This is a genomic window from Vibrio sp. 1727 (assembly GCF_033344415.1).
GTDB classification, from domain to species: Bacteria; Pseudomonadota; Gammaproteobacteria; order Enterobacterales; family Vibrionaceae; genus Vibrio; species Vibrio alginolyticus.
Map to the genome: position 1 here is coordinate 1 of NZ_JAWPOT010000014.1, position 26,376 is coordinate 26,376.

Consider the following 26,376-nt stretch of genomic DNA (forward strand, 5'->3'; position numbering starts at 1 on the left):
TGAAACTCGGTATGTTGTTTAAGAACTGATCAACATGGGGCTACCATGTCTTCTCACCGAATTAAGCAACAAAGCCGGCTCAAGCCCCAATTCTACCTCAGCAACTATTGATTTTAGGGCTACGTATGGTGGAGCTCAGTTTGCAATTGGTCTTGCTTTGATACTCGTCCTCAAGATTAAGCAAGATGTCACTTTGGCTTTAATTATTGTAGCTATTACATTGATATCTATGGCGTTTGGTCGTCTAATTGGTATCTTGTCTGATGGTCAACCTAATACGCTAATGTATGTTTATTTAGTTGCAGAGTTAGTTTTTGGGTTATTGGCTCTATACCTGAGAAAGTCAGCGGCACTGGTAACCAATGCCTAACAAACTGTTCAAGAGGGATTCGCAACGCGTGGCATTTTTACTGTCCATTGGTTTAAGTGATTAAGGTGGTATTCAGCGGCTTCGGTATTGCGTTGCTCACCCCTTAACAGGGCGTTATGCGACAAGGCAAAATTTTTAGGTTTCTCTAAATTTAATCTCTTTGGCCAATCGCTTTTTGGTTTCGGCAAATCAGCATTTTCGGCTCAAATTCTTGAATCACTCAAACCGAAAAACATGCCAAAGTTCGTGAAGTTGCCTCATTAAAAATCGTATCTGGTCGCGGAAAGTTTCCCGGGCACAAAGTGTGGAAAGGGCAAGTTTACGGAAAGTCGGTATTTGCTGAAATTTTGGTTCGTTGAATTTCTCGCAAGCAAAAGCTAATTCTTCGCTTTAATGTCGCGTTCCGCGCTTGTGGTGGCCTTGTTACGAAATGTTGAATCTGTTGGTTCTTGAATCACAAAAAGTTATCTGCGCGTTTGTAGTTTGTCGTGTTTAAGGTAATGTTTTCGTTAGCCTATTTAGCATTGCCGAAAAATCGCATAACAAACAATTTAAGCAGATTCGCAACGCGTGGCAGTTTTGGTTTGCAGTGAGTATTGTGTTTAAGGCGCAATGCGTTAGCTTTTGTATTGCGTTGCTCACTACTTAATTGGGCGTTATGTGCTTTTGAGGAAAGTTGACATGGAAGTAGTAGAGGCGAGTCCAGATTTAGCTCCGATATTAGTGACTTACGCGAAAGAATATTTGGAGTCGGGTATCCTTAAATATTTCAGCGTTGAGCAAGATCCTGAAGCTTATTTGTTAGGTTTAGTTGAACGCTCTAAGGCAACTTCTGAGTTACCAATCGGGTATTTACCCAGCACAACTTATTATTGCATATCTGACTCTGAAATCTTAGGCGCTATTCGAGTTCGTAAAGGTACTAACGCCAACGTAGAAAATGTCATTGGGCATGTTGGCTACGAAACTAAACCGTCAGCTCGTGGTAAAGGTGTAGCTTCATTTCTCCTCGCTTGGGTGCGAGACCATGTTGTCATTGACTCAGTTATTGTTACTTGTTCAATTGACAATCCAGCGTCCCAAAAGGTTATCGAAAACTGTGGCGGTGAGTATCTTGGCAACTACACAAGTGAAAACGAGGGCACTGTAAGGCGCTACCGTTTAGCACGCACATAACAAAGCATTTAAGAGTGATTCCTAACGCTTGGCATTTCTCATTCCATCGTTGAATTCAGTGTTTACGGTGGTATGGTTGGGTTTCGTGGTAGCGTTACTCACACCTTAATGCGGCGTTATGACCTAGGAGGAAATTTGAGACTTAACAACGTTAAACTTATTTTATATTTTTCTATATATGCCTCGGCTGTTTGGTTATGTGTCGTCGTAGAAAATAGCTTGTTTAACGGACTTGAGATAGTTTTTAGTACTGCTCTTGTCGGCTTACTAATTGGTTTTTGTATTTATCAGCGTAAAGATCGTTTTAAGATATATACCCAATTTGAAGATGACCGAAAATTTTTTAGAAGGCAAAGACCGGATTTATATGCAGCTTGCTGCCTTATTATTATCGGAGTGCTTTGTCTTTACACTGCTAAAGGTGAATCGTTTGAAACGGAAGTAACTGTCGTTGACAAGTACAAGAGTTTATTTAGTAGGACCCCTGCTTATGTTCTGCAACTTCAAGATAATTCGCTAGGGACTTTAAGGCGACGAGTTTCAAAGGCAGAATGGTTAAAAGAGCAGCAAGGTGGTTTGGTATTACTTAAAGTCCGTCAAAACATATTGGGCTTTAATTTGGTTACCGAGCACAAAATATTAAGCAGGTAGCTTTAAGTACAGTCATAACAAACAATTTAAGAGTGATTCACCACGCTTGGCATTTTTGGTTTTGGTTTAGTCCGGTGTTTACGGTGATCAAGTTGAATTATGTGGCTGCGTGGTTCACACCTTAATTGGGCGTTAGTTGCCAACGAGGAAAAACGTAGCCAAAGCGGAATATTTTGGGCTAATGGTTTGTGTTGTTTTCACCTGATTCTGTGTTTAGGTGTAAGTTTTCTGAAGTTGCGTTCGATGTTTATGAATGTGGTTGTGGTTTGCTGTTTCAGAAGCCGATTTACTTGTTGAAAGTCAGCTTTGTGGCATTGTTTTTCCTAAAGGTCTTTTTGATGTTGTCAGTTCGTTTTCAACGGCGTTGCGTGTTCCAAGTGGTTTCAGCGACAAACGCTTTGAAACTGCGCCTGATTTTAGTTTTCCAACATACGTAAAGCAAGTGTTGGCAAAGCGGTAATTAACTTCAAATCAAAGCTTTAGGTTTAGCAACTAACAAAGCATTCAAGAGGGATTCACAACGCTTGGCAGTTTTGGTTTGAATTGGCTTTAGTGTTTACGGCACAATGGTTTAGGTTTGGTGGTGGCGTTGTTCACCCCTTAATGCGGCGTTAGGTTTCAATCGCGGTAATGGTGCATCTAGTTAAATCTAGATCTAAACTAGAAATCTAGATTTAACTGCAGTACACTATTCGCACTTGAGCAATAAGGAGAAAGTGATTATGCCGAGCTACCATGTAGATGCTGAGGTAGCATCAAAAATTGAAGCCTTAGTTAAAAAAGAGCCTTTCGAAAACCTTACTTTCAATGATGCTCTAATTCGTTTGTTGGCTCTTGTGCCCTCAGATGTACCCAACTCCGATGATATTTTGAATGACTTGCTGGCTTCATTACCTGACAAACGTTCGGTGAAATCTTCACCAAGGCCATCAGAGTGGGTTGAACAAATCCCTGAGTTAAATGGTAAAGCAAGGTTTCCTACATGGAAGTCTATTTGTGACTTCTTATCTATTGATGTTGGTGCTGACTCAGCTCGACGCAAGTTGGATGCATGGGTTACTAGTAATCGCCCTGAGTGGCCAAAGGTGCCAGAAGTTTAAAACCTAACAAAGCGTTTAAGGCAGATTCGCAACGCGTGGCATTCTCAACCCAAATTGAATTTTGTGTTTAAGGTGTAATGGGTTAGGTCAGGTGTAAGCGTTGCTCACTACTTAACGCGGCGTTAGCACTGGGTTGGCATCAAAGGCTAAAAGTTTCTGTTTTTATTGGTTTCTTTTCCTCGCTTTACACCTGTTCAGTTGTGCCTTTCAGGTTCGCTCCGGTGGCACTAGATGTGAAGTTTTCGCTTTGAGTTTATCGTTTACGGTTTCTAACTTTCGGGCTATTTCTCTGGCGTGGTTTCTTTGGCGCTGAGAAATTTTCGGCAAAACAAGCGTTTCTTTGTCGCTGTTGTTCAAGTTCGAAGCCCGCATTCTTTGCTAATTTAAAAGCGGTGAAAAAGGGCAGTTAAGCATGTTTTTCTTCTAGCCAACTTACGTCTTGATGTTTGTTTTTAGTTTGGCAGTTGTCCGTTTGGTTTAGTGTTTTAAGCTATAAGTTTCGTGCTATATTTCAATACCTTGGCGTGTACCAAAAGCTTAAAGGGCAGCGTGCTAACAAACAGTTCAAGAGGGATTCAGCACGCGTGGCATTTTTGGTATGCGGTGATTTTGGTGTTGAAGTGCCATGCGGAAACTTGGTTATTGCGTGCTTCACCCCTTAACTGGGCGTTAGGTGCTTGAAGGAAAAGGTAAGTATGGAAATTGCTTTTCGGCAGATAAACATTGATGATTTCGAATTATGCGTTGCTGCGAGAAAAGATGCATACTTTTGTAGTTTTGGGCATTACGATGGTTTCGACGACTTCATCAGTGGTTATCGTGAACGCGTCTTAGACCGGTTAGCAACATCAGGATGGTTCTATATCCATATATTTGTGGATAGTCAGTTTGCAGGGCAGTTAGAGTTTCGTAGCTTTTCACCCGAGCCGGAGACTGGTTATGTGCATCTCATTTACTTAAAGCCGAATTTTCGTGGTTCAGGACTCGCTCCAAAAGTGCAGGATTATATTGTAAGCACTTTGAGTAAAGCGGGTTGTTTGCGTGCTGTACTTTCAGTAAGCCGAACTAACCATCGAGCTCTCACATTCTATAAGCGCCATGGTTGGGAGTTCGTGCGCAAGAATCCCAAGCACGATGAAACAGACTTTTACCAACTTTGGCTACGCACCTAACAAACTGTTCAAGAGGGATTCGCAACGCGTGGCATTTTTACTATGCGTTGATTTTAGTGTTTAAGGTGGTTTGCGGCGGCTTCGGTATTGCGTTGCTCACCCCTTAACAGGGCGTTAGTTGCCAACGAGGAAAACGCAGCTAAAGCAGAATGTTTAGAGTTAAAATCAGTGTGTTTTTGGTTGCGTTTCGCACTTCAATTTTGAATCGTTCGGGTTCGTGAAAATCATTCTCAGGTTTCTTTTGTGGTTGGATTTTCTGTTTCAGAAACCGAATCGCTGGTTGAGAGTCAGCTCTGTGACATTGTCTTTTCAAATGAGCGTTTTGGTGTTGTTAATCCGTTTTCTACGGCGCTTTGAGTCCCAAGTGGTTTCAGTGACAGGCGCTTTGAAACTACGCCTGATTTGAGTTTTTCAAAGCACGTAAAAACAGTGTTGGCAAAGCGGTAATTAACTTCAAATCAAAGCTTTAAGTTTGGCAACTAACAAAGCATTCAAGAGGGATTCACAACGCTTGGCAGTTTTGGTTTGAATTGGCTTTAGTGTTTACGGCACAATGGTTTAGAACGGGTGGTAGCGTTGTTCACCCCTTAATGCGGCGTTAGCCGACAACCAGAAACTTGAGTTATGGAGACCAAAGTGAACGTAAGGAAAGCGATCAAGCAGGACTCCAGTAAGTTGCTAGAACTTATTGGACACAAAGCTGAGTTTGACAGAAGTATGAAAGGGTTCGACGGTGAAATCTCCACGACCAAAGAGAAGATTGAACGAACCTTATTTGGTGACTATCCGTTTGCCCACGCTTTGCTATTGGAAGTCGATGGTGAAGTTCAGGGTTTCGCCTTGTTTCATTATCGTTATTCATCCTTTCGCGGAGAGCCGTCTATTTGGTTGGATGATCTTCTAGTTGTTAGTAAGCATCGGTCAAAGGGATATGGTGCGGAACTTATGCATGCTTTGAAAACGGAAGCTCAAAAGTCATTAACTTCTCATATTTCTTGGACAGCTAGTCCACACAACACCAAAGCACACGAGTTTTACAAAAAGTTAGGCGCAGAAGTTGAACGGATGGATGGTCAGCGTCCGTATTTCCGTTGGGCAATGTACGGCTAACAAACAATTTAAGAGTGATTCGGCACGCGTGGCATTTTTACTATGCGTTGGTTTAGGTGATTAAGGTGGTATGCGGGAGCTTCGTATTGCGTGCCTCACACCTTAATTGGGCGTTAGCCGTCATAGAGCTTGCTATACGTAAAGTGATAGAATAGTATCACTTTAGTATTCTTTTGGAGCTGCTCTCATGAAAGTAGAATTAGTCACATCACTCAAGCGTCAAGCAACTAAGATCCTCGCCGATCTTCACGATACTAAAGAACCAGTATTAATTACCGAGCACGGTAAACCATCTGCATATTTGATCGATGTTGATGATTACGAGTTTATGCAAAACCGTTTGTCAATTCTTGAGGGTATTGCGCGAGGTGAACGCGCACTAGCTGATGGTAAAGCGGTCAGTCACGAAGAAGCCAAGGACAAAATGTCAAAATGGCTGAAATAATCTGGACTGAGCCAGCGTTATCCGACCTCAATGATATCGCTGAATATATCGCACTTGAAAATGTCGTTGCAGCAAAGCAATTGGTTCAAACGATTTTCTCTAAAGTTGAGCGCCTAGAGAGTTTTCCGGAGTCAGGGCGTATTCCACCTGAACTAGAACATTTAAGTTACCGTGAGGTTGTAGTTAATCCCTGTCGTGTCTTCTATAAACAAGATGCAGACAAAGTATTTATTCTGTTTGTTATGCGTGCTGAACGAGATTTGCGTAAGTTCCTGTTGAGTAAGCAATAACGTTTGAGAATGAGCGGCTAACAAACGCTTCAAGACGGATTCGCAACGCGTGGCATTTGTGGTTTGCGGTAAATTTAGTGATTTAGGTGGTATGCGGAAGTATCGCATTGCGTTGCTCACCACTTAAGCGGGCGTTATGAATCCAGGCTTCAGTAGGAGAATACATGAAAGGTGAGCCAATTTTTGTCAAACATCCTCGTGAGTTTTTTGCGAGAACAGAAGTGATGAAGTATGCATATAAATCTATTGCAGAAGAGGAGTATGTAAATGCTGTTTTGACTGAGGAAAAATTCAGCTCAGATATAGACGAATATGAGCTTCTTGAACTTGAAAGGAAGGCCACAAATCATGCTGTGAAAGCAATAGTATTTTCTGCCATGTGTTTAGAAGCTGCAATTAATGACTATGCTGGTACTCACTTAGGAGATCGATATTTTGAAACTCATTTATCCAGTCTAGACGTTGTTTCTAAGTGGGTAGTCATACCCAAGCTTGTGTGTGGCAATCAATTAGATAAATCTTCAGCGGCATTTGGTGCTTTAAAGCAACTTATAAGAGCCCGTAATCAGTTGGTACACAGTAAATCTCGTGAAATTCCTAGGTGTGCTAAAAGTTTGCAAGAGCAGATCGATAAGTCAGATGCGAAGTTTGACGCTGATTTTAATAACTCACTGAAAGCGGTGTATTTACTTGCCATGGAAATGGATTACGTAGTTGGGCAACAATATAATCCGATTGGCACTATGGATAGCAAATTTACAATGCCAAAGAGTCGACCTGAACAGCTAAAGAAGCTGTTTGATGAATGTAAAAACATCGTGTTGCAAAAGTATTCATAACAAACTGTTCAAGAGGGATTCGCAACGCGTGGCATTTTTACTATGCGTTGGTTTTAGTTATTAAGGTGGTATGCGGCGGCTTCGGTATTGCGTTGCTCACCCCTTAACAGGGCGTTAGCTTTCAAGGAGGAAAATTGAGCGCGAGTGACTATATCAAAGAAATTCGTTCCAAAATTGGAACCATGCCGTTACTTATCCCTAGCGTGGCGGGTGTCATTTTAAATGAAAACCAAGAGTTACTGCTTCAACAGAAATCAGATAATACATGGAGTCTTCCTGCCGGAATGATTGAACCTCAAGAATCTCCAGTTCAAGCATTGGTTAGGGAAGTCCGTGAGGAAACAGGTTTAGCTGTTAAAGTAGAGCGTCTACTTGGTGTATTTGGCGGTGAGGGTTTTGGATTCACTTATACAAATGGCGATCAAGTTCAGTACACGGTAATCATGTTTAAATGTGTGGCAGTCAGTCAGTTACAAACTGCAACCGACGATGAAACGGTGTCTTTAAAATGGTTTTCAAAGGGCAACTTGCCAAAGCTTGAGCTACCTTACCCAATAGAGTGTTTGTTTGCAGAAAATGACTCAGTGTATTTCGTTGGCTAGAAAGCTAACAAGTTGCTTAAGTGTGATTCAGCACGCGTGGCATTTTTAATATGCGGTAGTTTTCGTGTTGAAATGCCATGCAGATACTTGGTCATTGCGTGCTTCACACCTTAGCAAAGCGTTATAAATCAAAGGTGAGTCTTGAAACTATATAAATATCTACATCCTGATCGTATAGATGTCTTGAAAAATAGAGCTATTCGTTTTTCTCCACCTAATGCGTTCAACGACCCATTTGAGTTTAAACCAGTTATTAGTGGTTTAGCATCTGACTCGTACATAGACGCTTACATGGAAGAAAACTTAGATAGCATGGTCGAGTCTGAGTTGTCTAAACTACCGAAGCATATTCGGAGTCAAATTCCTAAGTCGGAATTTCAAAAACTTGCAAAGTTATACGTTAAAAACAACTCTGAAGTCTTTAAGACTGTTATGAATAAGGCAAAAGTGCATGTCTCAGCAACGTTAACAGAAACATCAAATGAACTAATTGGTGTATTGAGCTTAACTGAAAAGGCTGACAATTTGCTTATGTGGTCTCACTATGCTGAATCACACAGTGGTTACTGCATAGGGTTTAAGTCAGATCATTCATTCTTCAATAGAAAACGCTCAGAAAAGGACGAGTTTTATCACTTGAGAAAGGTGCATTATTTACCTGACAGACCATCAAAGGCGATGGTTGATATGAATGGAACGGATATGTTCTTATTAAAATCAGACGTTTGGGAATATGAACAAGAGTGGCGTATGTGTGCCGCTCTGCCTGACGCAGATTCGATTATCAGTGAGGTGGATCCTCCCATTCATTTATTTAACTTTCCGGCGGACTTAATTGAAGAAGTAATCATAGGTGTTAATGCAAAGGCTTCATTAACAGAAAGCATACTAAGAACTATTGGGGAGAATGCTGAGCTTAGTCACGTTAAGGTTAAGCAGGCTTGTGTTTCCGAAACTGAATATGCGCTGAGTTTTAATGATTTATAACAAACGGTTTAAGAGTGATTCGCAATGCGTGGCATTTTCACTATGCGTTGGTTTAAGTGTTTAAGGTGGTATGCGGGAGCTTCGGTATTGCGTTGCTCACACCTTAACAGGGCGTTATAAGAATTGGTGACTTATGTACTATTTAAAGCAGAATGTTCTAGGAAAGGTGCCAAAAATTGAGCTAACTGAAAAAGAGTTCCTAGAGATTCAAAATGCAAAGAAAACTTTAAGGTGTACTCTTGCTATTGAAGAAAAATTCGAAATTCTGCTCTCTAACCTTAAAGAGTTGGAAGGAGAAATTGCCAAGGAAACAAGTTCTAATCAAGCATTAATGTCGGTTAGTTATACAGGCCCCTTTAACTTTCGAATTTTACTTGAGCGTAGACTTGCTAATCTTTTGACCTCAACAAAGACATATGTGGATCAAGTTCCATCCAATGTTCATGATAGTTTTGTTGAATCAACAGGTATTCTTGAAGAGGTAAAACAATATTTCTGCGATGCTTACGACTCTTCGATAGATTATCGAGTTATGGAGATGCTGCGGAATCACGTACAGCATAACGGGATCGCAATTCACTCAGTGCAGCATAATTCGAAACGTACTAATAATGGCATGAGAAATGAGGTTCTTGCTTTATCCAAAAAGGCCGAGCTTGTGCAAAATAGAAAGAACAAAAGAGCAACGTTAAACGAAATCCATGATTCAATTAACCTTCTAGCTTCTTGCCAAGAGTACGTTGCGAAACTAACAGAAGTTCACCGAAAAATTCGAGACAAAGTTGGACCAAATACGTCAGAAGCTAGACTCGTGTTCGAAAAAGCTATTGATTGTTACAAGCAACAAGGTGGAGACCCGTTGGGGCTTAATGCTTTCCATGAAAGAAAAGACGAAAGTGTCCTAGTATCAATTTTTCTTGAGTTCGATGATATTCGAATAAACTTGCAGGCTAAAAACTTGGTGTAAGATGAAAAATTCTTATAACAAAGCGTTTAAGACAGATTCGCAACGCGTGGCATTTTTGTTTTGGTTGAGTTTTGTGTTTACGGTGGCATGGTTTAAGTTGGGTGGTAGTGTTGCTCACTACTTAACGCGGCGTTAACTGGCGCAGAAAATACGAAAGCACAATGATACAGCTTCTAGGTTCAGAGATTTATCGTGTTCGGTCGGTTCCCTTAGCTGAGTTAATGCGAATAATTTCAGTTTGATACTTAAGTTTACTGATGTGAAAGGCGGCACAAAGCCTTCTAATAATATAAGGCATTCGCGATTAGTTCGGCGCACTTACATCGCCGAAGTATGGTGTTGTGAGACGCATTTCAAACTAAAGATAAACGGTAATTTTTTGGTTAAATACATATTTGAGTTAGCTTTGCTAATCATTAATTAGCAAAACAATCTTTGGCGAAATTGGCTGAAAGATCGCCGAAAACTGAAAGGCGCTCAGTTAACAAACTGTTCAAGAGGGATTCGCAACGCGTGGCATTTTCACTATGCGTTAGTTTTAGTGTTTAAGGTGGTATGCGGCGGCTTCAGTATTGCGTTGCTCACCCCTTAACAGAGCGTTATGTGCTTTGGGAGAAAATGGAAATGGATATTCCCGACAGATTCAAAAATGTAAGATACGTTTCATCCCGCATTCCGGGTTGCAAAGATGATTCAGACTTAACGCTTGGAGCTAACTGTCAGGTCTTTACTTATAACCTGCTCAGAGACTTCGGTCTAAATCCACCTAACTACCGTTCTAGTGAATGGTGGGATGACTCGGAGTTTAGTGAGGTGGTCACTGAGTTTAAGCCGCTAGATATCATGATGTACAACGACTCTACTGACTCATACGGAGCACACGTTGGGGTGTATGTCGGTAATGGACTCGTCTACCCCCTTTCTTTATCCAATGGCGTACCCATGTTTGAGCGCCATTTAGACTTACTTCAACAAAGTAAGTATCAGTTTTTATTGGCGCTAAGCGTATAAAACAGTTTGGTGCATAACGTAAGTACGCACATAACAAACTGTTCAAGAGGGATTCGCAACGCGTGTCATTTTCACCATGCGTTGATTTTAGTGATTAAGGCGGCTTGCGGCGGCTTTTGTATTGCGTTGCTCACCCCTTAGCTGGGCGTTAGCCTTATTACGGGGAATTGGAGCCCTCAGCAGAGGACTCCCGATATAAATCACTGTTTAAAAACGTGGTCTAAAACTGCAATATGATACGCATTTACTTGTCCCCAACGTTCATCAGGAACTTTATTGATCTTACCTCCAATTTTTTGGGTGTAAGCTCTAGCTTCCAAACCTTTAGCTTTTGCTAAGGTCAGAATGATTGGGATATTTTTAGAGTTACAATAAGCGATAACTGTGTAGTAATCCTTATCTCCAAATTTATGCTCTAATGCAGCATTTGCCGCTTTAAATGCATCGTCGGCTTTTTGATTGGCTTTTGTAACTTCGGCATTTGTTCTAGAAATGTGAGCTTGTGTATTTAACTGAGCCTTTTCTAAGTTGTTAATTCGTTGGTCATGTTGAACTAGCAAATTAGCTTGGTTTAATAGTTGCTCCGCCGATGATAGTACTCTCTGTGCTTCGAAATATGCATCTGCCAATTGTTCTTGGACTTGCCATGAAAAATCATCGGTAAATGCTTTTACCAACATTGAGTACCCACGTTGTGTAATTAAAATAATTCCAGATGGCGGAATAGGGTGTGGGTAAGAAGCTGCAAATGCTTGGTCCGTAGGCATTGCTATGAAGTAGTGTTTGTTCTTAAGCAACTTCGATTGGTTTGCAGTAAAAATGTTGTAAGTAGTGTTTTGAGAAACTCTATGTTATTTGTCAATGTCCCACAAGGTTAGGACACGCTCGGAGTTAAACTCAACGACAGGGATCGTAACCAAAAGGTCATTAATACTCAAAGGTCAAATATGGATATTTACCCAGAAATCGAATTATCTAAAGCGCAGCATAATGCAATTGAAGCTCTTAGAAACCAGTCGTTTCCTGAACATCAAGTTACTCGCTCTTACTATAAGCAACTCCCGCATATGAGAGTTCTGAATTACGAAGGTGATCAGTTAGTTGGTTACATGGGATTAGACTACAGAGTTGTTCGCGTTGGTGATGAAATTTATAAAGTATTAGGTGTGAGTGACTTTTGTGTCGAGAGCAAAGTTCAAAGACAAGGTATTGGCACAACAATGTTGTCTCAACTCAGCGAGTATGCGTCCACTAAAGATGTCGACTTCATCATTTTAGTCTCCGATTTGGAGCGTTTTTATGTGGCTAATGGTTATCAGCGCCTTAACTCTCTAAGTTCTTGGTTGCGCGTTCATGAACATAAAAATTACGGTGTTGCTGTAGAGCAACTAGATGATTTATATGTTAAACCTATCAGCGGCAAAACTTGGGCTGTTGGCCATATAGATTGGTTAGGGTATATGTACTAGTCTGTAGTGGGCTAATAAGTTGTTCAAAAAGAAATACTACACATGGCATTTCCAATTAGCGTTTCTTATACCTTACGGGAGCGCTTTCCCACAAGGAGCAATATGTGATTGTAGTAGCAAGGTTTTCTTTTCCTCATGAAGCTCATATTGCGAGAGCAAGCCTAGATAGTGTCGGAATAGAAAGTTACATCGCTGACGAGCACACGGTAAATACTCAGTGGCTTTATTCAAATGCAATAGGCGGCGTCCGTCTGATGGTGGCCGAAAGTGATGCAGAAGATGCGAAACAAATACTTAGTAGCGATTTCTCAGAATCATTGGGAAATGAAGTTGACGTTGATGAAGAAAAAGACGTTTGCCCTAAATGTGGTAGTAAAGATCTATTTGCATTTACAAAAGGTAAACGCCCAGCTTTCTTAGTTTTTATTTTACTGGGTTTTCCACTGTTTTTTTACAAGCATGGTTATAAGTGTAAGCAGTGTGGGGAGTTTAGTGAAAAACTTTAAATCTTCAGATAACAAGGCATTAAAGAGACAACTTGTACTCGTAGTATTTTTACGATGAGTTAGGTCTAGTGCCTATACAAGAAGTCAGAGTTACTGCTTGCTTACAAGCAAAGCATTATACGATAGTGAAGGAATAACATTGAATGAGTGAAATTAAAACAATAGAGCAGTTAAAAGAAATTTACGCAGAGCCAAGTGCGAGAGCTAAAAATAAAGCTCTGCCTGTGCTGGATGTTCATGCGATTACATTAATTAATAACTGCCATTTTGCAGTTCTAAGTACCGCTGATTCACAAGGGTATATCGATCTTTCTCCTAAAGGAGGGGAGCCTGGCTTCGTAAAAGTTTTAGATGAATCAACATTGTTGCTCCCTGATAGCTCGGGGAACAATCGTATCGATAGTCTAAAAAATATCATTAGTAACCCCAAGGTAGGGTTGTTATTGATGGTAAATGGTATTGATGAAGTGCTCCGTATTAAAGGAATCGCAAGTATTCACACCGACGCCAACTTGATATCTGCTTGCCCCGATGGAAGTAAAGATCCTAAGGTTGTTATCAAAATAGTCATAGAGAGTATGTATTTTCATTGTGCGAAAGCGGTGATGAGAGGGAAACTTTGGTCTGATGACTATAAAGTAAATCGCTCAATTCTCCCTTCATTAGCTCAAATCTTTAAAGATCAACAAAAGTTAGAAAGTAAAGCGCTTAATCAAGAAGAGATGTTGAAATATTACCAATCTAGCCTTTAGAACAAGCGTGGTAATATATTGAAAAGATAGAAAAATCAGGTTCGACCTTGCTTTACGGAAGTATGGATTAGGTTTAGTGGGGATGTTACTGTCTCAATAGCGTTAGTTCACAAATAAACAATTGTTAGTCCAAATTTTAAAATGAAAAATGCAGGAAAATTTACTCTAGAAAATTACGTTTTGGCTAGTCCGGGAGTTAGGTGTGTTGGACAAATGATTGATCTTTTTGTCAGTTTTAGCATTTTTACTCTCGTTTTATGGGTCGGCTTAGAAATCGGTATTGAAAAAGAGCTTGTGCGTGCTATAGCAGTAACTGCGACTGTATCGTATTACCTTTTTTCTGATTGTTTACCAAATGGTCAAAGTGTGGGTAAAAAACTTTTGGGCATTGCAGTTATAAGTGCAAGAACGGGTAAAAAGTGCAATATTTTTCAGTCGCTCTTTCGAAATGTTATTACTCCATTCTTCGGTTTTATTGACTCAATTTTCATTCTTGGTAAAAAGAGGCAACGTCTCGGTGATAAGTTAGTGAGAACGGTGGTGGTAGTGCACTAAATTGATAGCGCTGAGGACTAGGGTTCAAGTCGGGCTTTGTTTTCGTGGTGGAACAGCCTCGCTTAGGAGGTAGCGTTACTCACATACTTAATGTAGCGTTGTAAGAAAATTGGTATTGGAGTCCAAGTTTTATGTCAGAAAAAGAGAAAATGTTAGCAGGTGAGCTTTATGACCCAAGTGATGAAGAGTTATTAAAGTTAAGGTTGAGCGCTAGGTTACTAACTGAAAAATTGAATGCCACGTCTGTTGAGCATAAACAAAAGCGAGTTCAAATAACTAAGCGCTTGTTCGGCACAACAGGGGACGATATTCATGTTGAATCTTCTTTCAATTGCGACTATGGATCCAACATTCACGTTGGAGATAATTTTTACGCTAATTTTGGTTGTGTGATTTTGGATGTTGCGGAAGTTAAGTTTGGTGATAACTGTTTACTTGGGCCTCAAGTTGGCATTTATACTGCGACTCATCCCTTAGATCCTATCGAGAGGAACAGTGGTTTAGAGCTAGCAAAGCCCATAAACATTGGTGACAATTGTTGGATAGGTGGCCATGCCGTAATCAACCCTGGCGTAACACTTGGGAACAACGTGGTGGTAGCCTCTGGCGCAGTCGTTACAAAGAGTTTTAGAGACAATGTCGTTGTTGGTGGCAACCCAGCCAGAGTACTGAAGGAAATCGTCACTAAGTGATAATAAAGTATATGGACTAGTTTGAGCCTGAGTTTAGGACTTGTGATCAACTCACCCCAAGCTTTGATGCGTTCAACGGTTACTTGTTGACGCACTTGAATGTCTAAAATTTGCTTCAATATAGAGTCGTTACACGTGGCGCTTTTGTCGTGCGTTGAGCTTGTTTAAAAGTCTCATACGAAATCATTTGTATTACGTGTCTCACACTTTTATTGGATTTTCGTCACCAATAACAAACCAAAAGGCTGACCCCAAAATGTTAGTAACAAAGATTGAAACGGAACGATTAATTCTAAGAGAGCTAGTTGAAGATGATGCAAGCGAATTGTTTGACATCTTCTCAGACCATGAGGTCATGAAATATTGGAACTCTGGCCCTTGGGTTTCAATTGAAGAAGCGCGGACATTTATAGCCAAGAGTACACAGGCCATGAATAGCAATACAGAAGTGACACTAGGCATCTTCCTAAAGAGCAATGGCCAACTTCTGGGTAAGATAATGCTGTTTAATCACGTGAAAGAGTCTAGGCGCGCAGAAATTGGCTTTGGCGTTAGTCGTCATTTCTGGGGTAAAGGCATTGTATTAGAGGCGGGAACTGCATTAATCGAACACGCATTCAAAACACTGAATCTACGTCGAATCGAGGCTGAGATAGATCCAGACAATGCTTCTTCAGGTAAAGTCTTGGAACGGTTAGGTTTTATAACGGAAGGTTTCCTAAGGCAGCGTTGGGAAGTGAATGGAGTAGTCTCAGATTCCGCAATTTACGGGTTGTTAGCTAAACCCCTGGACAGCGTTTAGTACCCGGCCTTAAAAGCATCTAATAGATCTAGCCTGCTCGTACTCAATACACAGCCTTACACTTGACGGCGAGGTTTCTTGAATTGACTTGGTGGTCACTGAATGTACTATCAAGGATAGGACTTACTGCAAGGATAGCAGCATGAGCGAGAAATTATTTTGGGTTAATCCCTACCAAACAGAACTTAACTCAAGAGTGACCAATGTAGACGGAAATAAGGTTGAATTGGACCAGACTATCTTCTTTGCAGAGTCTGGAGGCCAAGAGAGTGATAAAGGAACGATTAATGATATTCCGGTTTTGATTGCTCAAAAGTTAGGTGTTCGACTTATTTACACATTGGAATCCTCTCCAAATTTTACTCTTGGTGACATTGTAACTACGAATATTGATTGGAAGCGTAGATACGCCTTAATGAAGCTACACTTTGCGGCTGAAGTGGTGCTCGAGATGTTTTATCAGCGTCGGGAAGGCATTGTTAAGATAGGCGCGCATATTTCTGAAAATAAGAGTCGCATAGATTTCGAGTGGTCTGAAAGTATTGGCCCGCTATTGAAAGAAATTGAAACTGATGTGCAAGATTTGATTAACTCTGATTCAGTTATTATTAGTGACTTTTCCGATCAAGAGAGTGAAAGAAGGTATTGGAGAGTGGATGGGTTTGCGCAAGTACCTTGCGGTGGCACTCATTTAAAGCGCACATCAGAAGTCGGCCAAATTCAATTAAAACGCAAGAACATCGGTAAAGGCAAAGAAAGGGTAGAGATAACCTTATGCTCGTAAGTCGATAGGGCATTAGAAATAGATTCCTAACACGTGGCATTTTAATTCATGGTGAGATTCACATTTGCGATATGATGGTTGAGATTGAGGGCGTGTTGGCTACTTCTTAACAGGGGCGAGAGGATGATATGTCGAAAGTAACATTGAAAGGCTTTATTTTAGTTCCGGAAAAGGATTTAGAATTAGTAAAACATGCGTTAATAATTCACAAAAGGCTCACGTTAGAAGAGCCGGGCTGCCTTACTTTTCTTGTGACTCAAAGCTCGACTAATCCTTTTCGTTTTGATGTCTATGAGGAGTTCGTCGACAAAGCCTCTTTTAAGCAACATCAGGAAAGAGTTCAAGCCTCACATTGGGGAAAAGTAACCGCCAATGTTAAACGTCAATACGAAATCTTTGAATGTGTGCATGACTAATCGAATCGGAGTGATTTAGAGCGTTTACGCTTTGTTTTTTAGGTTGCTCTACGCTCTGCTATGTTGCTTTATTCATCTATTAACCTGGCTTAGTGTTCTTGATACTTTGCCGTATTAAATCTAGAAATTTTAATGGAAGTGTTATGTTTAGAGTTGTGTATGAATGGCGTGTGCCAAGTGAAAAAATGGATGAGTTTCAAAATATATGGCGTTCGACGACAGATTCAATTCATCAGTCAGTAGAAGGGGCGCTTGGTAGTTTTATGCTTCGTTCTTACGATGTACCGGAAAAGGTTTTAACTATTGCCAAGTGGCGAACACGTGAAGACTGGGAGCGGTTTTGGGGAACTAGTAACCCAGAAAAAATGAAGAAGATGAGTGAAATTGCAGAGCGTATTTCAGTTGAACCATTCGATGAAATTGAAGATAGAACTAAGTAGGGCAATAGAAACGTTAAAGTGATGCCTAATGAACAGTTTGGCGGACAATATGAAAGACAACCTTAACCAAGGAATAGGGTTATGCAGATTTTAATCGTTGGAGGTAGTAAGGGTCTAGGAAGGTTCTTGGCTACGAACTTACAGGGTACAGAAATTTATGCGATTTCTAGATCAAAGCTAGTTGAGGAGGGAGTCGCTTCTGTTTGTATTGACGTTGATCCCGGTAAAAAGCCAGATTATACGTGCTTCAAAGGTGTAGAGTTTGACATCATAGTTTATTTGGCGTCGATGTGGGGAGAGTCTTCAGAATTGACAACAAACGAACTGATTGAGTTTATGAATGTTGGTCCGATTGGGTATCTTAATTTAGTCAATGAGCTTAACGCTTTAGGTTCACTTAACGATAAATGCAATATTGTATCTATTGGCTCTACAGCAGAGCTTTCAGAAAGTAGTGAATACCCTGCATTCGCCCTCAGTAAAAGATTACTCAAAGATATTTCTAGCCAGCTGCAAAACGTTTATCGTGATTACCGCTTTACTCACTTTACAATAGGTGGGATCGGGCATGCTGAAGAGGAACGTATTGAGTATTCGAGTGTTTTGGAGATTATAAATATGCTAACCAAGCTTGATCCAAACACATACCTTTCAAATATGCATATAAAGTCCAAGCTAGGAATGTAGCTCTCAAGCTGTATTACGTACCTGCTTCTATGGTTTGGCATCATGTGCATTCTTTTTATTGAGCTATGGTTATAACTCCAATGAAAGGAGTTTACTTATGTCATACATTGATGGGTTTGTCGCTGCAGTACCGACAGCGAATAAAGAAAAGTATATCGCACACGCAAAAATAGCAGCAGAAATGTTCAGGGAGTTTGGGGCCTTAAAGGTTGTTGAGACGTGGGGGGAGTGAAGTACCAGATGGTGATATCACATCATTTCCCATGGCAGTTAACGCTGAAAGCAACGAAACCGTTGTGTTTTCGTGGGTAGTCTGGCCTTCAAAAGAAGTTCGGGACTCAGGGTGGCAGCGGATCATGGGGGATCCTCGAATGAGTCCAGACAATAACCCAATGCCCTTTGATGGAAAGCGTCTCATTTATGGCGGATTTGATGTTATTTTGGAGCAGTAAAATACCAAAGAATCTCAACTTGATTCGTGACACTTGGTGTTTTAATCAGTATTACGCTTCTGATGTACGTTCAATAGAGTATTCCGCGATAAGTGTTGATAAAACTCCATTTGGAGGCTTAGAGTAAAAATGGAAGAGATAAATTATTCACTGATTGTCGTATCAGCTATCGCTGCCATCGCTAGCCCTGGACCTGCAACTCTTGCGATAGCAGGCACGTCAATGAACCACGGTCGACGCTTTGGTGGGTATTTGGCTGCAGGTGTTTTAACGGGGTCTTTATTTTGGTCAACCTCAGCCGCTTTTGGTCTCGCAACCATACTCTATAGCAATGTTTGGCTTTTTGAAATTCTTAGATATTGTGGGGCATTTTATCTTTTATATTTGGCTTTAAAGTCCGTACATTCTGCCTGCAACATCGAGCAGCTAAAGTTACCCAAAACATACGTAACGACAAAGAAGGGTAACTACTTAACCGGAGTGTTAATTCACTTAACTAACCCAAAGGCTATTCTGTTTTTCGGTGCGCTTTATTCGATAGGGGTTCCTCCTAAGGCCAGTCCGTTGGAATTGTTGTCGGTCATTTTTGTTGTGGGGCTGGTTAGTGCTTTGGTTTTCTTTGGCTATGCTTTTCTTTTCGCGCATAAAAAGGTCAGACAAACCTATCTCAGATCCAAAGCAGTTTTTGAAGGCGTGTTCGCGTTATTTTTTGGTGTAGCAAGTATTAAGTTGCTGCTTAGTGAGGCAGGAAAATGAAGCACAAAAGGCTTGAAGAAATAAGAATAGATAATCTATCTGATTTGACGGTCTATTAAGTATACTAAGTAGCCGATTTGTTAACTTCCATAAGAGCTGCTGGCTAGAAAAAGCTTACAACCAAATGATGCTAAATATTATCATTCAAAGGGCTAACAAAGGCCCATAATTTAATTCGTATCACTGTTCATGATTGTGCTCTTCGTGCAGTGCTGTAGTATTAGTAACGTGTTGTTAATACTAAATATAACCAATCGAAACCTGGACGTTGCATTACTTGTAGTTCGATGAAATGTTATCCCGCAAGACGTTAATTTGGAGAAAAGAATGGATTCAAACTCACTATTATTATTTGTTGTCGCTTGTCTCGCTATCAACATGATTCCTGGACCTGATGTAATTTATATTGTTTCCAATACAATGAAAGGTAAATTATCTGCTGGGCTGAAAGCGGCTCTGGGGCTTGGTGTTGGTTACTTTTTTCATACACTAGCGGCATGTTTAGGTTTGTCAGCAATAATTCTGAGTTCATCTTTGGCTTTTAGCGTTGTTAAATGGTTAGGGGCCGCTTACCTAGTTTATTTAGGTGTTCAGTCATTACTGTCCATGTGGCGTGGAGAAAGTAAAATCGTTGAAAACAAAAATGTTGATAATAATAAAAATGTGTTTGTTCAGGGAGTTATCGTCAGCGTCTTGAATCCAAAAGTAGCGCTATTCTTCCTATCATTTCTGCCTCAATTTATTGATACGTCTGCAAGCTCAACATCAATGCAATTATTAGTACTTGGCTTGCTGTTCAGCGTACTTGCGACGACATGTAACGTTTTGTACGCATCTGTGGGTAATTGGGTATTTAGTCGTCCACACTCTCAGCGTTATTCAAGAACTCTTGAAGGTGTTTCAGGTATTCTACTTATCAGTCTAGCGAGTAAAGTGGCATTTAGTGATCGTTAGATACAGGGCATTTTATTCTCGTGATTATTATATGGCTAATGTTTGCTCAATCTATACGCTAAATGAGTGCTATTGCATAGGTTGAATCACAAATTTCAAAAATACCAATAAGTAAATGTATTTGTTTATAGTATGGTTGGCGCGATTTTATCGTAGCTAGGTTAATAACATGAAAAATAAAGTAATTCTGTGTTCCGCATTCCTTTTGGGTTTGTCAGGTTGTGCTTCTGTTCCTACTGTTGATTCGACAGTATCAAATCAAATGAAATCATTTGAAGCACCTCAAAAGGGGAACGCAGGGATTTACATTTACCGAGAAGATGCTTTTGTCGGAGCAGCGCTTAAAAAGTATGTTTACGTCGATGGGGAATGTATTGGTGAAACCGCTCCTGGTGTATTCTTCTACCATGAGGTCGAAGGCAATAAAGAACATCAAGTAAGTACAGAGTCTGAGTTTTCGGAAAATCACTTAACTATCTTAACGGAAGAGGGCCGTAATTATTTCGTTAATCAATACATTAAAATGGGTGTATTTGTTGGTGGTGCGGGCGTAGAACTCGTGGACGAAAGCAAAGGTAAAGCAGAAGTACTAAAAGTCGACATGGCAGAAAAAGGAAACTGTTCTTCGATCTAGTTTTACAAACAGACCGCTTTTTAGATTAAAAAACACATTATCAATGTAACCCAACGCTTGATGAGATCCATTCAGCGTTGGGTTTTGTATTTTTGGCAAACAGTATACCTATTTCAGACCGCATGATTTGCCACCTCCTAGCTTGAGCCTACTTATTGTTCAAAGAATCTACTTGTGAAACGTGAATTTTCGAGAGGATTTCGTAGGGAGCAATCCTACAAACGCGATTAACAGATATGCCATTCCATCATTAACCTTGTCGAGTGTATTGCTAAACTAGGTAGCGGTGTGCCTCCTCTCATTAAACAAATAATAGGTATATCAGTTTTAGCTTCTATGCCTTTACATCATGCACTCGGAGCGCAATTTAAAATCAAAGGGCTAACACCAATATTAGAGAAAAATCTTGAAAGTCACCTTACACCACTAACGAAACTCTCTGTTTCAAACATTACCTCAAATCGACTAACGCAGATGGTTAATAATGCGTTAAACCCTTATGGCTACTATCATTCCGAGCTCAATGTTCGGAGATCAGAGAATGATCTTATCACGCTTGAGGTTGACGCGGGGGAGGTGATGTTGGTGGCAAAATCTAATATTGCTGTGTCGGGAGAGGCCAGTAACGATCAAGATTTCATCGAACTAATTAATCAAGCTCAACTTAAACAAGGGCAGCCGTTGCTTCATTCTGAGTACGACACGCTAAAACGAAACTTGATTTCATTGGCTCAGCAAAAAGGTTACTTAGATGGACGTTTTATCGAATCGTCTTTGGAAGTCATTCCAAGTTTGAATCAAGCTCATGTGAATCTGCATTTCTCTAGTGGTTCTCGTTACCAATTTGGAGAGCTCTCTGTCCTTACGTCGGGTATCGAAACGGCTCGAATAGAAGCGATGAGAACATTTGAGTGGGGCGACGATTTTGACACTTTGAAATTGAGTCAATATCAGGCCGATCTCTCCAGTACTGATTGGTTTCGCAGTGTGATTGTGAAAGCGGATTTCGAGGAGGTATTCGATGGCTATAAGTTGCCGATAGAAGTGCTCGCAGAGCCGAATTCACGCAATATTGTGCAAGTCGGCGGAGGGTATTCGACAGACTTGGGGTTGCGCGCTTCGCTAAACTGGACCAAGCCTTGGTATAACGCACGTGGACACAGTTTTGAGGCACAAGCGTACGCTTCCAAACCGGAACAATCGCTATTACTAGGTTATAAAATTCCCACCAAAAATGTCCTGACGGATTACTACGGGATTCAGTTTGAGTCTAAGCATGTCGACTATCGAGATACATCGAGTCTTTCTAATGATTTATCGTTTGAAAAGCACTGGCAGTTAGACAGTGATTGGCAAAGCACCATGCACGTTCGTTACTTGCAAGAAAGTTATCGACAAGCGTCGGAGAATAACGAATCACAGTTGTTATTACCTGGGGTGACATTTTCGCTGCTTGATCGCAAGAACGACCAATTAGAAGTAAAGCACCGTCACGTCTACTCATTGGAATACTCAGACCCCAATTTTTTCTCCGATTCTCGTTTGCTGCGCATTGAAGGCAACAGTGTGTTGTCTTGGGATATTAGTGCAAAACACAAGTTTCACTTTCGTTCCAATGTCGGTATTAATGTCGCTGACATTTTGAGCGATATTCCATCATCATTACGTTTCTTTGCGGGAGGTGATGGCAATCTTCGGGGTTATGGTTATGAGTCTATCTCTCCGAGAGATGAAAATGGCGATTTAACCGGTGCTCGTTACATGTTTACTGCTGGGCTGGAATATCAATATCAGGTCTACCGACAATTGTGGCTTGGGGCATTTTATGATGTCGGTGATGCCTTCAACGATAGGGTGGATTGGAAAAGCGGTACAGGGTTGAGTTTGATATGGAGCTCAAAATACGTGCCCGTCAAAGTGGATTTTGCTTACGGTTTAGATGCTCCGCAAGGAGACCAATTCCGCGTTCACTTTTCGCTAGGCACGCAGTTTTAGCGGGCATTAAAAAGGCTCTCATCCTTGCAGATAGAGAGCCTTTTTAAGCCTTGATTGTTTAGAGTTCGAACTCACCATTCAGTTTCTTGAATATCCAGTTAGGCGCGTTATGCCATCCACCATAGTTTGGATTCTTAGTATGGGTTTCATTCATTGATTGCCACTGAGTTTGGCCTTGTCCATCTCGAGACACTCGCCAAAACAGTTCATCTTGTTGTCGGGTTAAGTAGTGCATGACATGTTCTGCAAAGGCTTCGCTTTGGACCAACACACCAAATTCCACATTGAGGAAATCCGATCTTGGGTCGAAGTTTGATGAGCCGATATAAGTCAGCCGATCATCGAGTATCACCGTCTTGTTGTGATAATAAGTATCCGCATGGAAGTAATGGTCATCATTTTTCGCTTGGTTTTTATACTCAAGTATATGAACGCCCTTATTCAACAAGGTTTGGCGGTGCTCCTCGTAATAAGCCGGAATAAAGCCAGAATCATTAGATGCAGACGAGTTCGTCATTAACGTGATGTCCGCTTTTTGCTCCATCAAGGTATCAATAAAGGCAAATTCACCATCACTTGGTACCACATAAGGCGTTGATATCACAGCTTTTGATGCAGAGGTTATTTGTTGCCAAACTTGGTGTTCTGCACGTTTTCTAAAGTAGGATTTGTTGTTTTCTAACTTGTTTAATGAGTCGAAAACGGGGGTGACTTGCGCAGCAATGAAGTTGGGGCTGGTCAGGTGTTTAACCTGTTTTTCAACTTCCGTCAGAATGATGCTTTTGTCTTTCTCACCTTTATTAAGCGCTTTAGTAAACGCGGAATAGTTTGGGGTAACGTTAACGATGTTTTCTATTGGCGTGACATGCTCGCTGTCCCAAAGTTGTTGGTAGTTCTGGTCGAACGCTCGAATAATGCTGCCTTTGAACAAGACATCTATATCAAAGAAGTTGGCTTTGCGGCTGTAACCAAAATAGTCGTCGCCAATGTTACGTCCACCTAGAATCATCCATTGATGGTCGACGTTGAAGTACTTCTCGTGTAGACGATTGTCCAAACGTTGCTGATGAGTAGAGAAGTTGACGGCGCGACCAATCCAACCTGACTTACGTGAATCAAACGGATTGAATAAACGGATTTTAATGTTGTCGTGAGCGCTGAGATCAGCAAGCCATTTTTCGTTAAACACCAATAAATCATCGAGAGTGAGTCGAACTTGCACGCCTCGATCTGCTGCTTGTTTGAGTTCATTGAGTAGCATCAAACCAAGCGTGTCACTTTCCCAAGAAAAATAAGTCATATCGATGCTTTGCTGAGCGTTTCTTACCAGTTCAACGCGACGAGCAAAGGCTTCTGGAGCGGTAGGAATTAAGTAAACTTCGGCTTGATGCTGAGTAGTTTGCCAATTGGCTTCAAAATCCGGTTCAACTTGAGGGTAGGGCTGGGCACAGCCAACCAATAGCACGCTGAAGATAAAGAGTAGCAGAGCGCGAAGGGCGTTAGGAAACATGAGTAAACCTTCCTAATGATGTTCAAGGAATGAGGATGAAAAAAGCCAGCGAACTGGCTTTTAGGTATTCGGTAACGAGTTTTTAGTGGCTGAAGATGAAGTTACATGTGGCTAAGAATTAACCCAAGTTCCTCGAGACCGTTGAGGCGACCTTGGCGCAGTTTTGGATCGATGCCTGAGTGATGAGCATTGTCCCAGTCTTGTGTGGACTGAATACCGCCATCGTTATCGATCAGCAATACTCGGTCAGTCGCGCTGTTGTATTGGAAGTCCTCAAATAAACGTTCGCTAAACCACATACGAGAGAGCTCGTTCATCATCGCTTTGTCTTTGCTACCTGGGCGAACACTTGAACCATCAAGCTTTAATGCCTTGTTAAACATAAATGGTAATTCCGATGCATTACAAGCGCCCACAATACAACTGATGCTTTTGAGTAAATTACCCACGTCGAGATCGCCATTTTCACCTTTTGTGTTGTAAGTCCATACGTTGAATCCAGGTTTGTAGTCAAAGTAGTAAAAGCTTGGCGTCGCTCCTGTTGCTTCTTCAGTTGAAACCTTATGACGGTTTGGACCCGTGAAGAGCAAATCATGCAACGTGGTTTTGAATTGCTGCATGTTTTTGACCGCGCCATTCAGTTCGCTTTCATCGTTAGGGAAGAAGTCAGCCAGAGCAAGTAACTCAGTGGTTGAATCGGAGTTCCTCAAACCGAAGAACAACTTAGTCATCGCCTCATAAGCGGTGCTAGGCAGCAGTTCCAATAAGTCAGAAAGATCGAGTTCAATTGAAGCTGAATCGCTGATTAATGAACGATATTCGGTGCGTAAACGGTTTAAGTTCGTTTCCGATTCTAGCCACTCAACCATGTATTCGACGATTAAGGTTTCGTCACCACTTTCAATGATTTCTGGTGCTTCTTGGCTCAAGATTTCAATGATAGTTGGGATCAAAAATGTCAGGCTCGGCAGCATGCCCAGAGTATTGATTTCTGCGCTGTTAGAGCCAATTACCGTTGGTACGATCCATTCACTCTCAATGGCTTGCTCAGTAAAGTGATAGCCTGGTACTTCTTTCACTAGAAACGCTGGTGGGCGATGCTCGATGTAAGGCGCAAATGGCATCAATGTAGCTAATGGGCTGTTGTCGCGTGTTGGGCTTATAACCGGAATATTCACGGCGGTCAGTACCCAGTTCTTAAGACGTTGAATAGGATCAAGCATCTCGCTTTGTACCTTCATGATCTCTTCAAGTGGTAGTAACGCAAGATCTTCAACGCTTTGCTCTGGTCTTTGGCTCTTGGCAACATCGTAACTTTTATATTCAAAGCCGTAAGGGTTGCTTTGCATGATGGCACGTTGAAAGTGCTCACCTGCGATTGCAGCATCGCCTTTTGATTGCTGTAAAATTCCCACAGACATGGCACCCGCACCTTGACCCATGAGTGTCACGTTTTGCGGATTGCCGCCGAATGCCTCTATGTTTTGTTGAACCCATTCAAGCGCGTGTTTTTGATCGCCTAGGCCAAAGTTACCGCCCTCTGGGTTGTCCAAACCATCGACCCAAACACTGCCCAACAAGCCCAAGCGATAGTTAAAAGTAACTGCAATAAACGGGTTACCATCGTCAGCACCTTGTGCAACCACCATATCACCATGAATCAGCGGTTCTGAGCCCGCGCCGTATTCAAAGTCTCCACCGTGAATAAAGACATACACTGGCAAATCTGCGTACGCTTCTGTCCCTGCTGGTCGCCAAATGTTTAGGTTCAAACAATCTTCTGATTGCGTTTGTGCCGTGGTTTTTAACTGCGGGCACGCATCACCGAACTGAGTCGCATCAATATCGCCTTCAAGTGGGATCGCAATGCTGTGCTGAAAGCGGTCTGCTTGCGCAAATTGGATACCTTTGAACGCCTCTACCGCTGCCAGTTTTTCATCCGCAGCAAGAGGCGTGATGACAAGGGACTCTTTGGTCGCTTGAATGGTTGCATCGCCAATTTCCAAAGCGATTTGCTCTGGTGGTAAGGGTTGTAGTGGCTTCGGGCTGTTAGGAACGCTAGGTTTACCAGAGTCATCACTGCAAGCTGCTAAGGCAAGAGTGATGGTAATGGCTAAAGTTGAGCGATTGAGTAAAGTCATTGTTATGTCCAAAAAGTCATTTGGTGCGTGCACCGAAAATGTTAAACGGCATCTAACAAGCGACGTCCTGACGCTTTGGTATTAATCCGTGAATGGTTGGATGGCTTGTTG

The 26,376-nt window shown here is 41.4% G+C and carries 31 protein-coding genes and 1 pseudogene; 29 read left to right on the plus strand and 3 right to left on the minus strand.

Going from position 1 to position 26,376, the window contains the following annotated elements:
* Positions 1–34: 34 nt before the first annotated feature.
* From R8O10_RS14020 to R8O10_RS14090, 14 genes are all read left to right on the plus strand, one after another.
* Entirely contained in the window at positions 35–370 is a 336-nt protein-coding gene (locus tag R8O10_RS14020; protein ID WP_318191491.1) for a DUF4345 domain-containing protein, read from the plus strand.
* 681 nt (positions 371–1,051) lie between these two features.
* Positions 1,052–1,546 (plus strand): GNAT family N-acetyltransferase, encoded by a 495-nt coding sequence (locus tag R8O10_RS14025; protein ID WP_318191492.1) that lies wholly within the window; start codon positions 1,052–1,054, stop codon positions 1,544–1,546.
* Positions 1,547–1,681: 135 nt separating this feature from the next.
* On the plus strand, positions 1,682–2,197 hold the full coding sequence (locus R8O10_RS14030; protein ID WP_318191493.1) for a hypothetical protein: 516 nt from the start codon (positions 1,682–1,684) through the stop codon (positions 2,195–2,197).
* Positions 2,198–2,450: 253 nt separating this feature from the next.
* Complete coding sequence (locus tag R8O10_RS14035) at positions 2,451–2,657, plus strand: hypothetical protein (protein ID WP_193282989.1); 207 nt, start codon at positions 2,451–2,453, stop codon at positions 2,655–2,657.
* Positions 2,658–2,919: 262 nt separating this feature from the next.
* Positions 2,920–3,297, plus strand: a complete 378-nt coding sequence (locus tag R8O10_RS14040) for a hypothetical protein (protein WP_239876974.1) — start codon at positions 2,920–2,922, stop codon at positions 3,295–3,297.
* A 695-nt stretch (positions 3,298–3,992) separates the two neighbouring features.
* Positions 3,993–4,469, plus strand: coding sequence for a GNAT family N-acetyltransferase (locus R8O10_RS14050; RefSeq protein WP_047022987.1), 477 nt, complete (start codon positions 3,993–3,995; stop codon positions 4,467–4,469).
* A gap of 624 nt (positions 4,470–5,093) precedes the next feature.
* Positions 5,094–5,579, plus strand: a complete 486-nt coding sequence (locus R8O10_RS14055; RefSeq protein ID WP_029803085.1) for a GNAT family N-acetyltransferase — start codon at positions 5,094–5,096, stop codon at positions 5,577–5,579.
* 187 nt (positions 5,580–5,766) lie between these two features.
* Positions 5,767–6,024, plus strand: a complete 258-nt coding sequence (locus R8O10_RS14060) for a type II toxin-antitoxin system Phd/YefM family antitoxin (protein WP_021453221.1) — start codon at positions 5,767–5,769, stop codon at positions 6,022–6,024.
* The gene (locus R8O10_RS14065; RefSeq protein WP_025523589.1) at positions 6,012–6,314 is read left to right on the plus strand and encodes a type II toxin-antitoxin system RelE/ParE family toxin; all 303 of its coding nucleotides are present in this window, start codon (positions 6,012–6,014) and stop codon (positions 6,312–6,314) included. The genes R8O10_RS14060 and R8O10_RS14065 overlap by 13 nt, the downstream gene beginning before the upstream one ends.
* Before the next feature lie 164 nt (positions 6,315–6,478).
* On the plus strand, positions 6,479–7,153 hold the full coding sequence (locus tag R8O10_RS14070) for a hypothetical protein (RefSeq protein WP_318191494.1): 675 nt from the start codon (positions 6,479–6,481) through the stop codon (positions 7,151–7,153).
* Between the two features lie 134 nt (positions 7,154–7,287).
* On the plus strand, positions 7,288–7,755 hold the full coding sequence (locus R8O10_RS14075) for an NUDIX domain-containing protein (protein WP_104979398.1): 468 nt from the start codon (positions 7,288–7,290) through the stop codon (positions 7,753–7,755).
* A gap of 141 nt (positions 7,756–7,896) precedes the next feature.
* Positions 7,897–8,742: a DUF2971 domain-containing protein gene (locus R8O10_RS14080; protein WP_201273802.1), complete on the plus strand. Its 846-nt coding sequence runs from the start codon at positions 7,897–7,899 to the stop codon at positions 8,740–8,742.
* Between the two features lie 166 nt (positions 8,743–8,908).
* Positions 8,909–9,709: a hypothetical protein gene (locus tag R8O10_RS14085; RefSeq protein WP_318191495.1), complete on the plus strand. Its 801-nt coding sequence runs from the start codon at positions 8,909–8,911 to the stop codon at positions 9,707–9,709.
* A gap of 624 nt (positions 9,710–10,333) precedes the next feature.
* A complete protein-coding gene (locus tag R8O10_RS14090) occupies positions 10,334–10,720 on the plus strand; it encodes a hydrolase (RefSeq protein ID WP_318191496.1) in 387 nt (128 codons plus the stop codon).
* A 200-nt stretch (positions 10,721–10,920) separates the two neighbouring features.
* Here R8O10_RS14090 and R8O10_RS14095 read toward each other — a convergent pair whose 3' ends face one another.
* Complete coding sequence (locus R8O10_RS14095) at positions 10,921–11,400, minus strand: hypothetical protein (protein WP_021033918.1); 480 nt, start codon at positions 11,398–11,400, stop codon at positions 10,921–10,923.
* 267 nt (positions 11,401–11,667) lie between these two features.
* Here R8O10_RS14095 and R8O10_RS14100 point away from each other — a divergent pair, with 267 nt between their 5' ends.
* The 15 genes and pseudogenes from R8O10_RS14100 to R8O10_RS14170 all read left to right on the plus strand — a co-directional run bounded on the left by R8O10_RS14100 (position 11,668) and on the right by R8O10_RS14170 (position 22,614).
* Positions 11,668–12,189 carry a GNAT family N-acetyltransferase gene (locus R8O10_RS14100; RefSeq protein WP_005377075.1) on the plus strand — a complete coding sequence of 174 codons (522 nt, stop codon included), beginning with the start codon at positions 11,668–11,670 and terminating at the stop codon, positions 12,187–12,189.
* A gap of 104 nt (positions 12,190–12,293) precedes the next feature.
* Positions 12,294–12,695 (plus strand): DUF2007 domain-containing protein, encoded by a 402-nt coding sequence (locus R8O10_RS14105; protein ID WP_005377076.1) that lies wholly within the window; start codon positions 12,294–12,296, stop codon positions 12,693–12,695.
* A gap of 143 nt (positions 12,696–12,838) precedes the next feature.
* The gene (locus tag R8O10_RS14110) at positions 12,839–13,447 is read left to right on the plus strand and encodes a pyridoxamine 5'-phosphate oxidase family protein (protein ID WP_005389306.1); all 609 of its coding nucleotides are present in this window, start codon (positions 12,839–12,841) and stop codon (positions 13,445–13,447) included.
* A gap of 141 nt (positions 13,448–13,588) precedes the next feature.
* A complete protein-coding gene (locus tag R8O10_RS14115) occupies positions 13,589–14,002 on the plus strand; it encodes an RDD family protein (protein ID WP_033907478.1) in 414 nt (137 codons plus the stop codon).
* Positions 14,003–14,133: 131 nt separating this feature from the next.
* A complete protein-coding gene (locus R8O10_RS14120; protein ID WP_005377080.1) occupies positions 14,134–14,694 on the plus strand; it encodes a sugar O-acetyltransferase in 561 nt (186 codons plus the stop codon).
* A 256-nt stretch (positions 14,695–14,950) separates the two neighbouring features.
* Positions 14,951–15,496 (plus strand): GNAT family N-acetyltransferase, encoded by a 546-nt coding sequence (locus R8O10_RS14125; protein WP_213908133.1) that lies wholly within the window; start codon positions 14,951–14,953, stop codon positions 15,494–15,496.
* Positions 15,497–15,638: 142 nt separating this feature from the next.
* Positions 15,639–16,280 (plus strand): alanyl-tRNA editing protein, encoded by a 642-nt coding sequence (locus tag R8O10_RS14130; protein WP_318191497.1) that lies wholly within the window; start codon positions 15,639–15,641, stop codon positions 16,278–16,280.
* Between the two features lie 128 nt (positions 16,281–16,408).
* Complete coding sequence (locus R8O10_RS14135) at positions 16,409–16,696, plus strand: putative quinol monooxygenase (protein ID WP_017821462.1); 288 nt, start codon at positions 16,409–16,411, stop codon at positions 16,694–16,696.
* Between the two features lie 143 nt (positions 16,697–16,839).
* Positions 16,840–17,136 carry an antibiotic biosynthesis monooxygenase family protein gene (locus R8O10_RS14140; RefSeq protein ID WP_033907479.1) on the plus strand — a complete coding sequence of 99 codons (297 nt, stop codon included), beginning with the start codon at positions 16,840–16,842 and terminating at the stop codon, positions 17,134–17,136.
* Between the two features lie 81 nt (positions 17,137–17,217).
* A complete protein-coding gene (locus tag R8O10_RS14145; protein ID WP_054728580.1) occupies positions 17,218–17,823 on the plus strand; it encodes a hypothetical protein in 606 nt (201 codons plus the stop codon).
* Positions 17,824–17,920: 97 nt separating this feature from the next.
* Positions 17,921–18,275 (plus strand): annotated as a pseudogene (locus R8O10_RS14150) (DUF1428 domain-containing protein).
* Positions 18,276–18,404: 129 nt separating this feature from the next.
* Complete coding sequence (locus R8O10_RS14155) at positions 18,405–19,031, plus strand: LysE family translocator (protein ID WP_042523838.1); 627 nt, start codon at positions 18,405–18,407, stop codon at positions 19,029–19,031.
* Positions 19,032–19,358: 327 nt separating this feature from the next.
* On the plus strand, positions 19,359–19,985 hold the full coding sequence (locus tag R8O10_RS14160) for a LysE family translocator (RefSeq protein ID WP_005377098.1): 627 nt from the start codon (positions 19,359–19,361) through the stop codon (positions 19,983–19,985).
* A 169-nt stretch (positions 19,986–20,154) separates the two neighbouring features.
* Positions 20,155–20,619, plus strand: a complete 465-nt coding sequence (locus R8O10_RS14165; protein WP_005377099.1) for a DUF2846 domain-containing protein — start codon at positions 20,155–20,157, stop codon at positions 20,617–20,619.
* Positions 20,620–20,955: 336 nt separating this feature from the next.
* Positions 20,956–22,614 (plus strand): autotransporter assembly complex protein TamA, encoded by a 1,659-nt coding sequence (locus tag R8O10_RS14170; protein ID WP_053304374.1) that lies wholly within the window; start codon positions 20,956–20,958, stop codon positions 22,612–22,614.
* Positions 22,615–22,672: 58 nt separating this feature from the next.
* Here the strand turns inward: R8O10_RS14170 and R8O10_RS14175 are convergent, their stop codons facing one another.
* Together R8O10_RS14175 and R8O10_RS14180 are read right to left on the minus strand one after the other, a co-directional pair.
* The gene (locus tag R8O10_RS14175) at positions 22,673–24,124 is read right to left on the minus strand and encodes a phospholipase D family protein (protein ID WP_213908130.1); all 1,452 of its coding nucleotides are present in this window, start codon (positions 24,122–24,124) and stop codon (positions 22,673–22,675) included.
* A 101-nt stretch (positions 24,125–24,225) separates the two neighbouring features.
* Positions 24,226–26,265 carry a carboxylesterase family protein gene (locus R8O10_RS14180; RefSeq protein ID WP_213908129.1) on the minus strand — a complete coding sequence of 680 codons (2,040 nt, stop codon included), beginning with the start codon at positions 26,263–26,265 and terminating at the stop codon, positions 24,226–24,228.
* Positions 26,266–26,376: the final 111 nt, after the last annotated feature.